Origin of the sequence: Xanthobacter pollutisoli (genome assembly GCF_040044995.1) — a bacterium.
In the GTDB taxonomy this organism is placed as follows: Bacteria; Pseudomonadota; Alphaproteobacteria; order Rhizobiales; family Xanthobacteraceae; genus Xanthobacter.
Genome location: NZ_JBDZDP010000001.1, coordinates 1097069 through 1109959, shown reverse-complemented (window position 1 = coordinate 1109959; position 12891 = coordinate 1097069). Strand labels below are relative to the sequence as shown.

Annotated in this window: 12 protein-coding genes; 2 read left to right on the top strand and 10 right to left on the bottom strand. The window is 69.2% G+C overall.

The window, feature by feature from the left end; translation table 11 throughout:
* Nucleotides 1–40: 40 nt before the first annotated feature.
* The 8 genes from ABLE93_RS05200 to ABLE93_RS05165 form a co-directional block, all read right to left on the bottom strand.
* Nucleotides 41–1801, bottom strand: coding sequence for a NirA family protein (locus ABLE93_RS05200; RefSeq protein WP_348838368.1), 1761 nt, complete (start codon nucleotides 1799–1801; stop codon nucleotides 41–43).
* Between the two features lie 22 nt (nucleotides 1802–1823).
* Nucleotides 1824–3038, bottom strand: a complete 1215-nt coding sequence (locus ABLE93_RS05195) for an NAD(P)/FAD-dependent oxidoreductase (RefSeq protein WP_348838367.1) — start codon at nucleotides 3036–3038, stop codon at nucleotides 1824–1826.
* 10 nt (nucleotides 3039–3048) lie between these two features.
* The gene (locus ABLE93_RS05190; protein WP_348838366.1) at nucleotides 3049–3474 is read right to left on the bottom strand and encodes a globin family protein; all 426 of its coding nucleotides are present in this window, start codon (nucleotides 3472–3474) and stop codon (nucleotides 3049–3051) included.
* A 65-nt stretch (nucleotides 3475–3539) separates the two neighbouring features.
* The gene (locus tag ABLE93_RS05185) at nucleotides 3540–4334 is read right to left on the bottom strand and encodes an ABC transporter ATP-binding protein (RefSeq protein ID WP_348838365.1); all 795 of its coding nucleotides are present in this window, start codon (nucleotides 4332–4334) and stop codon (nucleotides 3540–3542) included.
* A gap of 32 nt (nucleotides 4335–4366) precedes the next feature.
* On the bottom strand, nucleotides 4367–5257 hold the full coding sequence (ntrB, locus tag ABLE93_RS05180; RefSeq protein WP_348838363.1) for a nitrate ABC transporter permease: 891 nt from the start codon (nucleotides 5255–5257) through the stop codon (nucleotides 4367–4369).
* 73 nt (nucleotides 5258–5330) lie between these two features.
* Nucleotides 5331–6692 (bottom strand): CmpA/NrtA family ABC transporter substrate-binding protein, encoded by a 1362-nt coding sequence (locus ABLE93_RS05175; protein ID WP_348838362.1) that lies wholly within the window; start codon nucleotides 6690–6692, stop codon nucleotides 5331–5333.
* A gap of 428 nt (nucleotides 6693–7120) precedes the next feature.
* Nucleotides 7121–8248: a CmpA/NrtA family ABC transporter substrate-binding protein gene (locus ABLE93_RS05170; protein WP_348838360.1), complete on the bottom strand. Its 1128-nt coding sequence runs from the start codon at nucleotides 8246–8248 to the stop codon at nucleotides 7121–7123.
* Entirely contained in the window at nucleotides 8245–8835 is a 591-nt protein-coding gene (locus tag ABLE93_RS05165) for an ANTAR domain-containing response regulator (protein ID WP_348838359.1), read from the bottom strand. Before ABLE93_RS05165 ends, ABLE93_RS05170 begins: the two co-directional genes overlap by 4 nt.
* A gap of 237 nt (nucleotides 8836–9072) precedes the next feature.
* Here ABLE93_RS05165 and ABLE93_RS05160 point away from each other — a divergent pair, with 237 nt between their 5' ends.
* The gene (locus tag ABLE93_RS05160; RefSeq protein WP_348838358.1) at nucleotides 9073–10623 is read left to right on the top strand and encodes a hypothetical protein; all 1551 of its coding nucleotides are present in this window, start codon (nucleotides 9073–9075) and stop codon (nucleotides 10621–10623) included.
* Between the two features lie 5 nt (nucleotides 10624–10628).
* Nucleotides 10629–11543: a hypothetical protein gene (locus tag ABLE93_RS05155; RefSeq protein ID WP_348838356.1), complete on the top strand. Its 915-nt coding sequence runs from the start codon at nucleotides 10629–10631 to the stop codon at nucleotides 11541–11543.
* A 70-nt stretch (nucleotides 11544–11613) separates the two neighbouring features.
* On the opposite strand, the gene rplS is transcribed toward ABLE93_RS05155, so the two are convergent.
* Together rplS and trmD are read right to left on the bottom strand one after the other, a co-directional pair.
* Nucleotides 11614–12042 carry a 50S ribosomal protein L19 gene (gene rplS, locus ABLE93_RS05150; protein WP_348838355.1) on the bottom strand — a complete coding sequence of 143 codons (429 nt, stop codon included), beginning with the start codon at nucleotides 12040–12042 and terminating at the stop codon, nucleotides 11614–11616.
* A gap of 103 nt (nucleotides 12043–12145) precedes the next feature.
* The gene (gene trmD, locus ABLE93_RS05145) at nucleotides 12146–12865 is read right to left on the bottom strand and encodes a tRNA (guanosine(37)-N1)-methyltransferase TrmD (protein WP_348838354.1); all 720 of its coding nucleotides are present in this window, start codon (nucleotides 12863–12865) and stop codon (nucleotides 12146–12148) included.
* Between the last annotated feature and the right edge of the window lie 26 nt (nucleotides 12866–12891).

The window sequence follows — 12891 nt, the reverse complement described above, 5'->3', positions numbered from 1 at the left end:
CTCGGAACAGGAGTGCAGCGGGTGCGCGAAGGGTGTGCCCTCAGGCCGCCTCGGCCAGCGCCTTCAGCGCTTCGGCATCGAGGCGGCGGGTGAAGTCGGCGAAGGGCTCGTCGGGCTGGCGGTGGGCAAGCCAGCTCTTCAGGAGGCGCTCCACCAGGTGGGGGGCGTCCTCCGCCTTCACATACTGGTAGAGCTCGCGGGCGATGGCGGCGGCGGTACCGAAGCCCCCGCCGACGAGGAGGTGATAGCCGTCCACCGTGTCGCCGTCGTCATTCACCGGCACGCGCGCGCCGATGAGGCCGATGTCGCCGATGTAGTGCTGGGCGCAGGAATTGTGGCACCCGGTCACGTGAACGTTCACCGGCGCATCGATCGCGAGGCGCTCCTCGCAGTGGGCCAGAATGGCGCGGGCCGTGCCCTTGGTGTCGGCCGCGGCGAAGCGGCAGCCCTTGGAGCCGGTGCAGGCGACGATGCCGGCCTGCAGAGGCGTCGCGCGGGTGGAGAGCCCGAGGGCGTCGATGGCGCCGGTGACCGCTGCCACATCGGCATCGGCGATGCCGGAGATGAGGAGATTCTGCCAGACGGTGAGGCGGATGTCGCCGTCGCCGAAGCGGGCGGCGATGTCGGCGAGGCCGTGCATCTGCGCCACCGAGAGGCGCCCCACCGGCAGGCCGACGCCGACATAGTTGAGCCCCGCCTGCTTCTGGGCATGGACACCGAGATGGGCGAGGCGGTCGGCCTCGGCGCGGGGCTCGGCGGCCTCCGCCGGCAGGCGCTGGAGCGCGCGGCCGAGCTTCGCTTCCACCAGGGCGAGGAAGCCGTCGAAGCCCATGGCGTCGAGCACGTATTTGAGGCGCGCCTTCTTGCGGTCGGTGCGGTCGCCGGTGTCGATGAACACGCGCACGATGGCGGCCGCGACCTCGGTCGCCTCCGAAGGGCGCACCACCACGCCGGTATCACGGGCGAAGTCCTTATGGCCGGTTATGCCGCCCAGCGCGAGGCGCAGCCACACGCCGGCCTCCACGCCAAAGCCCTCGCGCACGACGATCGCCTGGAAGCCGATGTCGTTGGTGTCCTCCAGCGCGCCGATCATCCCGGCCCCATCGAAGGCCACGTTGAACTTGCGCGGCAGGCCGTACATGTCGCGGGAATTGAGGATGTAGTGGTGCCATTCGCGCGCCAGGGGGCGGGTGTCGAGGATCTCCTGTGGGTCGATGCCCGCGGTGGGGGTGCCGGTCACGTTGCGGATGTTGTCCGCCCCCGAGCCCTTGGCGGTGAGGCCGAGGGCCACCAGCTTTTCCAGCACGGCGATGCCGTCGGTGGAGGGGATCTCGCGGATCTGGAGGTTGGCGCGGGTGGTCACGTCCGAATAGCCGCCGCCGTGGTCGCGGGCGATGTCGGCGACGCCGCGGAACTGCCAGTGGGTGAGGATACCGTTGGGAATCCGCAGCCGGCACATGAAGGCGTCCTGGGCCGGCGCTACGTAGAAGAGGCCGTGGAATTTCCAGCGGAACACGTCCGGGCCCTTGGGAAAAGCGCCCTCGTGGGCAGCCGACCGCATGCGGTCGTAGCTGTCGAGGCCGAGTTCCTCGCGCTTGCCCTTCTCCTCGGGCGAGAGCTTCTTGCCCTCCGCCTCGAAGCGCGCCATGGCCTTGAGGCTCGCCGCATCAGGTCCGGTCGGCTCGGCGGCGACGGCGGGCGCCGCAGGCTGGGCGCCGCCGCGGGTGATCTGGACCGCCTTGGCGCCGGAGACGAAGCCCTCCAGATAGCGCTTCTGGTCGATGGTGAAATCTCCACCCATCTGGCTCTCCTTGATCTCTGGCTCAGGCCGCGGCGGCCACGGCGTCCCGCCCGAAGGCGAGCTCCGCGCGCATGGCGGCGATGGGGGTGCGTTGGGTGATGAGGTCGAGGTAGAACAGGCCGTCCGCGGTGTCGCCGAACAGCACGGCGCCGGCGAGCAGGCCGTCCTTCACGATGAGCCGGCGGTAGAGGCCGAGGCGGCGGTCGGTCAGCACGATGTCTTCCGTACCCGGCCCACCGGTCACGTCGCCGGCGGAGAAGACGGGAACGCCGGACACCTTGAGATTGGTGGCGACCACTGAGCCCTCGTAGCGCGCATCCTCTCCGGCGAGGCGGCGCGCGAGAACCCGCGCCTGCTCGTAGGCCGGCGCCACGAGGCCGTAGGCGAGGCCGCGGTGCTCGGCGCATTCGCCGATGGCGAAGATGTCCGGGTCGGACGTGGCGAGGGTGTCGTCCACCACCGCCCCGCGCTTCACCTCCAGCCCCGCCGCGCGGGCGAGGTCGGCATTGGGGATGACGCCGCACGCCACCACCACGAGGTCGGCCGGCAGGGTGCGGCCGTCCTTCAAGGCAAGGCCCGTGACGCGGCTGTCGCCGACGATAGCCGCGCTCGCCGCTTCCAGCAGCACCTCGACACCCTTGGCCTCCACAGCGCGCTTGAGGAAGCCGGCGGCGGCGACATCGAGCTGGCGCTCCATGAGACGGTCCATGAGATGCACGAGGCGGGTCTCCACGCCCGCGCCTGCAAGGCCCACGGCGGCCTCCAGTCCCAGGAGGCCGCCGCCGATGACCACGGCGCGCGTGCCCTTCACCGCCGCGGCGTCGAGCAGGGCGCGCACGTCCTTCAGGTCGCGGAAGGTGTGCACGCCGGGAAGCTCCATGCCGGGGAGCGGCAGGCGGATGGGATGCGAGCCGGTGGCGAGCACCAGCTTGGCGTAGGGGAGGCGGCGCCCGTCGGCGAGGACCGCGACGCGCTGCTCTCGGTCGATGGCGGCGACGGGCGTGCCATACTGCAGAGTGACGCCGCGGTCGCGCCACCAACTGGCCGGCTTCATCTCCGCCTCGGCGGCACTCATGTGGCCGGCGAGCACCTCAGAGAGCAGCACGCGATTGTAGGCGAGATGCGGTTCCGCGCCGATCACCGCCACCGCATGGCGGCCGAGGGCGCGCGCCGACAGCTCCTCGCAGAGCTTCGCCGCTGCCATGCCGTTGCCGATGACGAGAAGAGGTTCGCTCACCGCATCCTCCTCACGCGACCGGCGCCGGCGCCTTGGCGGCGGCTTCGATCATCACCGAGGAGAGGACGCCATAGGCCTCGGCCCAGGCGGCTTTCACGTCGGGGGTGAAAGCCTCGCCCAGGCCCTGCTCCAGCGTCCACAGCAGCGCGGCGCCCACCGGCGCGTAATGGGCCTCCTGCACGCCATAGGCAACGTGCCTGCGGGCGAGGTTCTCGGCGGCCGGGACGATGGAGGGCAGATCCCTCAGGCCGGCGACGACGACGCCCAGCGTCCCCATCAGCTTCTGGCCCTGAGTGGTCATGTCGGACTTGAACAGCGGCTTCACCTCGGGGGCGATCTCGAACAGGCGGCCGTAGAACAGGGCGGCGGCGGTGTCGGCGATGGGAACCACCTTGGCGAACGAATCCTGGATCAGGTCAATCTGGCTTGGAGTCATAGGAATCTCCTTGGCTATCAATGAAAAGAGGGGGAGCGGGTGCGGGGGGTCCCGCTCCCCGAGTGTCAGGCCGCTTCGACGAAGCGGTGGCGCTCGTGGAGGAACTTGAGCACCGCTTCGCGGGCCTTGAGGTAGGTGGCGTTGGTGACCAGCTCGAGCCGCTTGCGCGGGCGCGGCAGGTTGACGTCCAGCACCTCGCCGATGCGGGCCGAGGGGCCGTTAGTCATCATCACGATGCGATCGGAGAGCAGCACCGCCTCGTCCACGTCGTGGGTGATCATGAGGATGGTGTTGCCGAGGGTGGCGTGGATCTGCATCACGCTGTCCTGCAGGTGGGCGCGGGTGAGGGCGTCCAGCGCGCCGAACGGCTCGTCCAGCAGCAGCACCTTCGGCTCCATGGCCAGCGCCCGGGCGATGCCGACGCGCTGCTTCATGCCGCCGGAGATCTCCGAGGGGCGCTTGTCCTTGGCGTGGCCCATCTGGACCAGGTCGAGATTGTGCAGCGTCCACGCGTGCCGTTCCTCGCGGGAGCGGGTGCCGGAGAACACCTTGTCCACCGCGAGGCGCACGTTGTCGTAGACGGTGAGCCACGGCAGCAGGGAATGGTTCTGGAACACGACGGCGCGGTCGGGGCCGGGAGAGTTCACCTCCTTGCCGTCAAGGATCACGCCGCCGGAGCTGGCGGTGGTGAGACCGGCCACGATGTTGAGCAAGGTGGACTTGCCGCAGCCGGAATGGCCGATGATGGAGATGTATTCGCCCTTGGCGATGTCGAGGGAGACCTCGCGCAGCACCTCGGTGGTGGCGGCGCCGCGGGTGAATGTCTTTCCGACCTGGCTGAGCTCGAGATAGGCGGGCATGACGGGGCTCCTGAGGATGGGGGACAGGCGGATCAGGACGCCTGGGTGCCGCGGGTGACGAAGGAGCCGACGCCGGCCACGAGGCGGTCGAGCACGAAGCCGACCACGCCGATGTATGCGAGGGCCACGATGATGTCGGGCAGGCGCGAGGAGTTCCACGCATCCCAGATGAAGAAGCCGATGCCGACGCCGCCGGTGAGCATCTCCGCCGCCACGATGGCGAGCCAGGAGAGGCCGATGCCGATGCGCAGGCCGGTGAAGATGTAGGGCGCCGCCGACGGCAGCATGATCTTCCAGAAGAATTCGAGCGGATTGAGCCGCAGCACCTGGGCGACGTTGCGGTAATCCTGCGGGATGTTGCGGATGCCGACGGCGGTGTTGATGATGATCGGCCAGATGGCCGTGATGAAGATCACGAAGATGGCCGAGGGGTTGCTGTCGCGGAAGGCCGCGAGGGCGAGGGGCAGCCACGCCAGCGGCGGCACGGTCCGCAGGATCTGGAAGATGGGGTCAAGGCCGCGCATGGCCCAGACCGACTGGCCGACCACCGCGCCGAGGATGATGCCCACCACCGCGGCAAGGCCGAAGCCCACCGCCACGCGCTGCAGCGAAACGAGGACGCGCAGGCCGAGGCCGATATCCTGCGGGCCGGCGACGAAGAAGGGGTCGATGATGAGGTCGCGGGAATCCGTCCAGATGCGGCTTGGCGGCGGCAGGGTGGCGCCGGGACCGGAGCACAGGATTTCCCACATCAGGCCGAGCAGCAGCACCATCACCAGCGGGGGGATGACGGTGACGGCGAAGGACCTGGCATAGGCCGGCCAGCGCGAGGGACGCGGGGCTACGGATTTGAGCTTGACCACTTCGGCGCTGGCGGAGCGCCGGGCCCCGCGGGGCGGATCTTTCAGGGCGGTGACGGTCATCGGGCTGTCGCTCCGGTTGCGGGTGTCGGCGGAAGCCCTCTCCCCATGGGGAGAGGGCGCAGGGGAGCTCGGATCAGGCATCGACGCGCTTGATGCCGAGGCTCTTGAGGTATGCCTGCGGATCGGCGGGATCGAAGACCTTGCCGTCGAAGAAGGTTTCCTTGCCGCGGGAGGTCGATGCCGGGATGTCGGAGGCAGCGACGCCGAGCTCCTTGGCGGCCTCGCGCCAGATGTCCTCGCGGTTCACCTTGTCCACGAGGGCCTTGATGTCCGTCGAGGGCTCGAACTTGCCCCAGCGGATGTCCTCGGTGACGAACCAGGTGTCGTGGCTCTTGAAGGGATAGGAGGCATGGTCCTTCCAGAATTTCATGTACTGGTCGGAGCCCTTCACCACGCGGCCGTTGCCGTAGTTGATGTCGCCGATGGCGCGGCCGTAGATGTCGGCGACGGGCACGTTGAACCACTGCCGCTTGCCGACGATCTCGGACATCTCCTTCTTGTTTTCCATCTTGTCGCACCACTGCTGGGCTTCCATCACCGCCTTGAGGATGGCCCTGGTGGCGTTGGGGTTCTTCTCCACGTAGTCGGCGCGCATGCCGAGCGCCTTCTCGGGGTGGTTTTTCCAGATCTCACCGGTTGTGCATGCGGTGAAGCCGATGCCCTGGTTCACCAGCTGCTCGTTCCAGGGCTCGCCGACGCAGAAGGCGTCCATGTTGCCGACCTTCATGTTGGCGACCATCTGGGGCGGCGGCACCACGATGGTGGACACGTCCTTGTCCGGGTCGATGCCGGCCGCGGCCAGCCAGTAGCGGATCCACAGATCGTGGGTGCCGCCGGGAAAGGTCATGGCGATCTTTACTTCCTTGCCGTCGGCCTTCTTCTTGGCGAACGCCTCCTTGAGCGCCTTGGCATCGGCGGTGACCTTGAGGTCCTTGTATTCGTTGGAGACGGAGATCGCCTGCGCGTCGAGATTGAGGCGCGCGAGGATGACCATGGGCGTCGGCACGTTGTTCTGCGTCACCTTGCCGGCCGAGATCAGGTAGGGCATCGGCGTGAGGATGTGCGCCCCGTCGATGCCGTTCTTCTCGCCGCCGAGTACGAGGTTGTCGCGAGTGGCGCCCCAGGACGCCTGCTTCACCACTTCCACGTCGGGCACGCCGTGCTTGGCGAACAGGCCCTTCTCCTTGGCGATCACGAGGGGCGAGGCATCCATCAGCGCGATGTAGCCGAGGGTCGCCTTGGTGGTCTCCGGCGCCGCGGCGTAGGCCGACGGCACGCCGCCGGGGAAGGCCATGCGGATCGCATCGAACAGCGCGGCGGTGCCGAGGGTCGCCGCGGTTCCCTTGAGCAGCGAGCGGCGCGAGAGGCCGGAAGACAGGTCGGCGGAAGAAGTGGCGGCGGTAGAGCCGGTCTTGGTCGTCGAAACGTCGCTCATTCTCATTCCCTCTGGATCGGCGAACGGCTGAGAGGGGACCCGAAACAAAAAAAGCCGCAGGACATCGCGACGGCTTGAGGCCATCGGTGTCAGCGGCTTTGCTGCGGGTCCCGTCTTTGGGACGAATTGTTGGGAGGCGCGATCGGCGTTGACCGCGCTTGAATTGCTCTAATGCAAGCGATGGGCCAATTTGGCGGGTGCGCTCAAGCCATTGAAATACTTAGATATCAGGATTGCCGAAATTATCGGCGGGGGCAGGTCGTGCTGTGTGGTTGCGCATTCCTCTGGTGCAGTTGCATCGAAATTGTGCGGCGCGGCGACGTCGCGGATGCGTGGCAAGCATTGTCGGTGCGAGCCCGCCGGGCGCCGCGCAACGCATCATCGAGGGTGATCGCGCGGGCCTCTCCGACGAGCGACCGAACCCAGATTCAGCTCTTCAGGAAAGCCTGCGCGTCGAACACCGCACCGAACTGCGTCGCGACGCAGTCGGGCTCGGGTCGCTTCATCGGCACAGGGCCCACGGCGGCATCGAAGATGTCCGGCCGGTAGACCGCCATGGCCTCGCGAGCCGCGTCGGCGGCATACTCACCCTGCCGGGCAGCGACGATCTGGGCGTACATCCAAAGTGCGTGATCGCGCTCCGGGCGGTTGGCGCCATCGCGGTAGAGGACGAGATAGTCGGGATGCGACCGCGGCCGGCCCCCCGGCGCCGTGAGCAGGCGGCCGTCCAACGTCCGCCGCAGAACGTCGGCGGGCAGGTTGAGGTGCCGCGGCTCGCCCAGGAGCCGGGCGAGGTCCTCGTGGTTGCTCTCGTCCTCGCACCAGCGCGCCGCGGCATGGAGGGCGCGGACCAGGCGGTGCAGGAGCTCCGGCTCGGCATTGGCGAAACGGGCGTGGACGCCGAGCACCTTCTCCGGCACCCAGCCGAAGACCTCCGCCCCCAGCACGGCTATGCGGCCCACGTCCGCATCCACCGCCACCGAATTCCAGGGCGAGCCGACGCTGAAGCCGTGGATAAGCCCGCCGCGCAGGCTTTCCGCCATGAAGGGCGGCGGGACGACCACAAGCCGCACGTCCTTGTCCGGATCCACGCCGCCGCCCTCAAGGAAGTGCCGCAGCAGGTAGGTGTGGGTCGAAAATGTATAGACCGCCGCGAAAGTGAGCGGGTCGCGGCCCTCGGCCTTGCGCTGCCGCACCACCTTGCCCAGCGCCTTGGCCGCGCCCAGGGCGGTGGACAGATCCTCGCCCACCTCGCCCATGGCGGCGTAGACGTGCTTGTCGATGGTGATGGCGCTGCCATTGAGATTGAGCGCGAACGGCACCACCAGCGGCACCCGCACGTGACCGAGGCCGAGCGAGGAGGCGATGGCGAGCGGTCCCAGCATGTGCGCGCCGTCGAGTACGCCCACATTCACCTTGTCGCGGATGTTGGCCCAGGACACTTCCTTGTGCAGGTCGATCTCGATGCCTTCGGCCATGGCGAAGCCACGCTCCGCGGCGGCGATCAGCACCGCCGCGTCGGTCAGCGGGATGAAGCCGATGGCGAGGCGTCTCATCGCAGGAGCTCCGCGGCGGTGATGATGGACTGGGCGATGTCCACGATGCGCTTCTTCTCATTCATGGCGGTACGGCGCAGGAGGTGATAGGCCGCCTCCTCGTCGATGCCCTTCATCTTCATCAGCAGCATCTTGGCGCGGTCCACCGTCTTGCGCTCCTCAAGCTGGGTCTTCGCCTCCTCCAGCTCGGTCTTCAGCCGGGCGAAGGCGCGGAAGCGCGAGATGGTGGTTTCGAGGATCGGCTTGACCCGGTCCTTTCTGAGCCCATCCACCACATAGGAGGCGACGCCGGCGTCGATGGCGTCCTCGATGGTCTTCGAATCGGTCTGGTCCACGAACATCGCCACGGGCCGCTTGACCTCGCGACTTACCTGGAACATCTGCTCGATGGTATCACGGGACGGGTCCTCGAGGTCGATCAGAATCACGTCCGGGTCGATGGCGTAGATGCGCTCCAGCAGGTTATGGCGTCCGGTGATGCGCAGCACCTTCTCGAAGCCGGCATCCTTCAGCCCCTCCTCCAGGATGGCGGCGCGCACGTCGCTCTCGTCGACGATCACGATCCTGAGTGTGAGGTCGTTCGCCATGGGTCTCCGTGCGATGGGCCGCGAGAAGGGCGTCCTGCGCCCACCTCACCTGCGGCGCGCGCTGCGGTCAAGCCTCGCGCGGCGTCCCGCTTGCCGCCCGGGCCTCCGCGCGGGGCATTTCCGCGGCCCGCATGGACCTTCCCGCAATCTCCTTCTAGAAGGCTCGCGACGAAGTTCAGACCCGGCGCAGGGCGCCGGGCGGAGGGTGACGTGACCGGGCAGGACGGCCACAGGCGCTTGAGCACAATCGCGTTGCGCATGCTCGCCTTCCTCATCCTCGTCATGCTGGCGATGACGGTGACGGTGGCCCAGCAGCGCGGCGCCGGCGCCTATGTGGCCGACCTTTCGGCCACCGATGCCGGGGAGGCGCGCCATTTCGTCACCGGTCTGATGGTGGCGGACCTCGTGGCCTCCGGCCTGTCGGCACCGGCCGCCTTCGCATCTGATTATGCTCTGCGTCTGCCCGTTGCGCTGCCCCTGTCGCAGGTCACCCTGTTTCATGGAATCGAAGCGGCGTGGCTCGGCGTGCTGCCGCCCACAACGGCCGCTGCCCTCCTGCTGCCGGCGCTGTCCACGGCCCTCCTGCTCGTGGCCGCCGGCTGGGCCGCCGCCCGCGCGACCGGGCCCCTGCCGGGGGTGGCGGCGGGCTTCATGCTGAGCGCAGTCCATCCTGTGCGTGAGGCGAGCCTTTCAGTCGGTCCGGACCTGCCGCTCGCCCTTGCCTTGCTCTTGACCGCGCTGGCCCTGTCGGGCCTCGGCCGCACCGGCCGTGTCAGGGACGCCGCCTTGCTGGCGGCGGCGGGATCGCTCGCCGTCCTGTTGGCACCGGCGGGGGCGCTGGTGATCGCAGTGCCGCCCCTGGCGGCGCTGCTGTCCGGCCGCCTGGGGGTGATGCGTCGGGCTGGTTTCTGGGGCCCTCTCATCCTCTGGGTGGGGTTGGCCATCGTCATGGCGTCCGTGTCGGGCGCGCGGCCGGAGCCATTCGCCTCTGCCGCGCTGGTCGCGACCTTTGCCGGCCTGCGCGATGCCTTCGGGCTGCTCCCGGTTGGCCTCGCAGGTGCGGGTTTTCTCTTCACCCTCGGCGCCGGCCGGCAGCAGGCCGAGGGTGAAGAGGAGGAGGTGGATTCCTCCGCCATGGTTCCCGTCGCCGCCCTCGCCGCAGCGCTGGGGCTTGCCGTGGCCTTGGGCCTTCCGGCCGGCACGGGTGTCCTGCTGCTCGCCGCGCCGGTGGCGATGCTGGCGGCGTTCGGCGCCATGCGGGTGATCGGGCTGCTCCTCTCGGGCTGGACCATCGTGTCCGGTCTTGCCGTGGCCCTGCTCCTTCTGGCGAGCGCCATGCCGGCATTGCTCGAACCGATCCACAAGGGCGCCATCGGCATGGACGCGGCTGCCGAGGCCTTTCTCGCGCTGCCGTCCACCGCCGGGTCCGGGCCGGCGGTGATCGTGGTTGCGGCCGATGCCGGCGGGGTCGGCGCCTTCGCGGCAGCCGTGGCCCAGCGCGACCCTGTGGGCCGCATCTTCGTGGTGGACGCAGCTCGCCTGCCCACCGAGGCCCCCGACGGCTTCCTGAAGCGCCTTCAGGAGATCGGCGCCTCCGCTTTGGTCCTGGCCCCCGGCGAGGCCGGCACGGCGCGCGCTGCCGCCGGTGGATTGGGCCGGATCGGCCGCTTTCCTCGCGCCGATGGCGGTGGAGCGGTGGAACTGTTCGCGGTGGCATTTGCCCCGGCCGCCGAGGCGCCCCCCGATCCGCGCATCATCCTGCGCCGCCTCGCAACACCGGGGTCCTGAAGGCCATGCGCGATCTGGCCGCCTACCGCCTCGCCGAGTGGCTCACCGCCACGCCCCTGGTCCATCGCCTGCGCCGGGCGCGCAACGTGATGGTGGATCGCATCTACCGCGGCCGCACGGCGGAGGGGCAGGCGGCACTGGTGGCGCGGCTTAAGGCGCAGCAGGCCCCGTTTGTGGCCTTCACCGTCGCCTTCAATCTCCCTGAGGCCATTTCCTTTCTTGCCGACGCCATGGCGCGCTTCGTCCCGGGCACGCCATTGGTGGTGTGCGACAATTCCACCGACGCGGCTGCGCGCGCGGCCATCGCCGCGCTGTGCGCCGAGCGCGGGCTCGCCTATTGCGCGCTGCCGCCCACCCCCTATCGCGGCGGGCGCAACGGCTCCCGCTCCCACGGGGTGGCGCTGAATTGGATCTGGGCCAATGTCATCCGCCCGGCGGCGCCGCTGGCGTTTGCCTTGCTCGACCACGATTTGATCCCGCTGGAGCCAAGCGACCTTGCGGCGAAGCTCACAGGCCAGCCCTGCTATGGGATGGCGCGGCACGCCGACGACAATGCGGCCTGGTATCTGTGGCCGGGCTACTGCGCCTTCGACTTCGCGGCGGTGAAGGACCTGCCGCTGGATTTCGGCACCGACACGCCGCTCGGCCTCGACACCGGCGGGCAGAACTGGAGCGTGCTGTACCGTCACCTCGATGCGGCGCGCCTTTCGCTGGCGTCGCGCCGCCGGGTGCATCTTCAGGACCCGGAGACCGGGGAGGCGGAGCCGTTCCTGCTGACCGATGGCTGGCTGCACGTGGGCGGCGCCGGGCATCGCGGCGGCGGACCGGGCGCGCTCGGGCGGGTACGCCGGGCCTATGACGCCGATCCGGAAGGCCTGATCGTCCGGTTGCGCGGCGAAACGGGCGGAGTGGGGACATAAAAAAGCGCCGCCGGCAGGGCCGACGGCGCGGATTGTCTTGTCGAGCTTCGTCCGGCGAAGCTGCGTCGCCTCACTCGGCGGCGGGCGCCGCGGCGGTCTTGGCCGGGCCCTTGACCTTCTTGGTCTTGCCGTCCGCGCCGCGATCCTGGCGCTCGGCGATGCGGGCCGACTTGCCGCGACGGTCGCGCAGGTAATAGAGCTTGGCGCGGCGCACCTTGCCGCGGCGGACCACCTTGATGGAATCGATCAGCGGCGAATAGACCGGGAACACGCGCTCCACGCCCTCGCCATAGGAAATCTTGCGGACCGTGAAGCTCTCGTTGAGGCCGCCGCCGGACCGGGCGATGACCACGCCCTCATAGGCTTGGACGCGGGTGCGGTCGCCTTCGACCACCTTCACGTTCACGATAACGGTATCGCCGGGCTGGAAGTCCGGGATGGCACGCTTTTCGGCGAGCTTCGCCGCCTGCTCGGCTTCGAGCGTCTGGATGATGTTCATTGTCGCCAACCTTTAGCGGTCGCCGCCGGCTCAACGCCCCGGCGCCACATCGTGTCGTTTTAAGTTAAGGGACGCGGCTCCATAGCCGAGAAATGGGGCCGTGTCATTCCCTTTCCTTCATGGTTCCGTCATGCGCGGGCGGACGCCCCAGGAGGTCCGGGCGACGCGCGCGCGTGGCGGCTTCTGCTTCCGCCTGCCGCCAGCGGGCGATGCGCGCGTGATCGCCGGACGCCAGAACCTCGGGAATGGGCTGTCCCTCGAACAGCTGGGGCCGCGTGTATTGCGGATATTCGAGCAGCCCGTGGGAGAAGCTCTCGTCGGTGCCGCTCTCCGCCTTGCCCATGACGCCGGGAATGAGCCGGACGCAGGCATCGAGCAGCAGCAGCGCCGCGGCTTCCCCACCGGAGAGCACCACGTCGCCGACACAAACCTCCTCCAGCCCGCGGGCGGCGACGATGCGCTCGTCCACCCCCTCGAACCGGCCGCACAGGATCACCGCGCCCGGCCCTGCGGCCAGCGCACGCACGCGGGCCTGGGTCAGCGGGCGCCCACGCGGCGTCATCAGCAGGCGGGGACGGGCATCTTCCGGCGGGGATGCGGCGTCGATGGCGCGTGCGAGGACGTCGGCGCGCATCACCATGCCCGGGCCGCCGCCCGCCGGAGTGTCGTCCACCGAGCGATGGCGGTCGAGGGCATGGTCGCGGATCTGCACCGCCTCCAGTTCCCACAGCCCGCCCGCAAGAGCCCGCCCGGCCAGCGCGTGGCCCAGGGGGCCCGGAAACATCTCCGGGTACAGGGTGAGGATGGTGGCGCGGAACGTCATGGCAGGGTGATGGGGGAGGGGCGGGG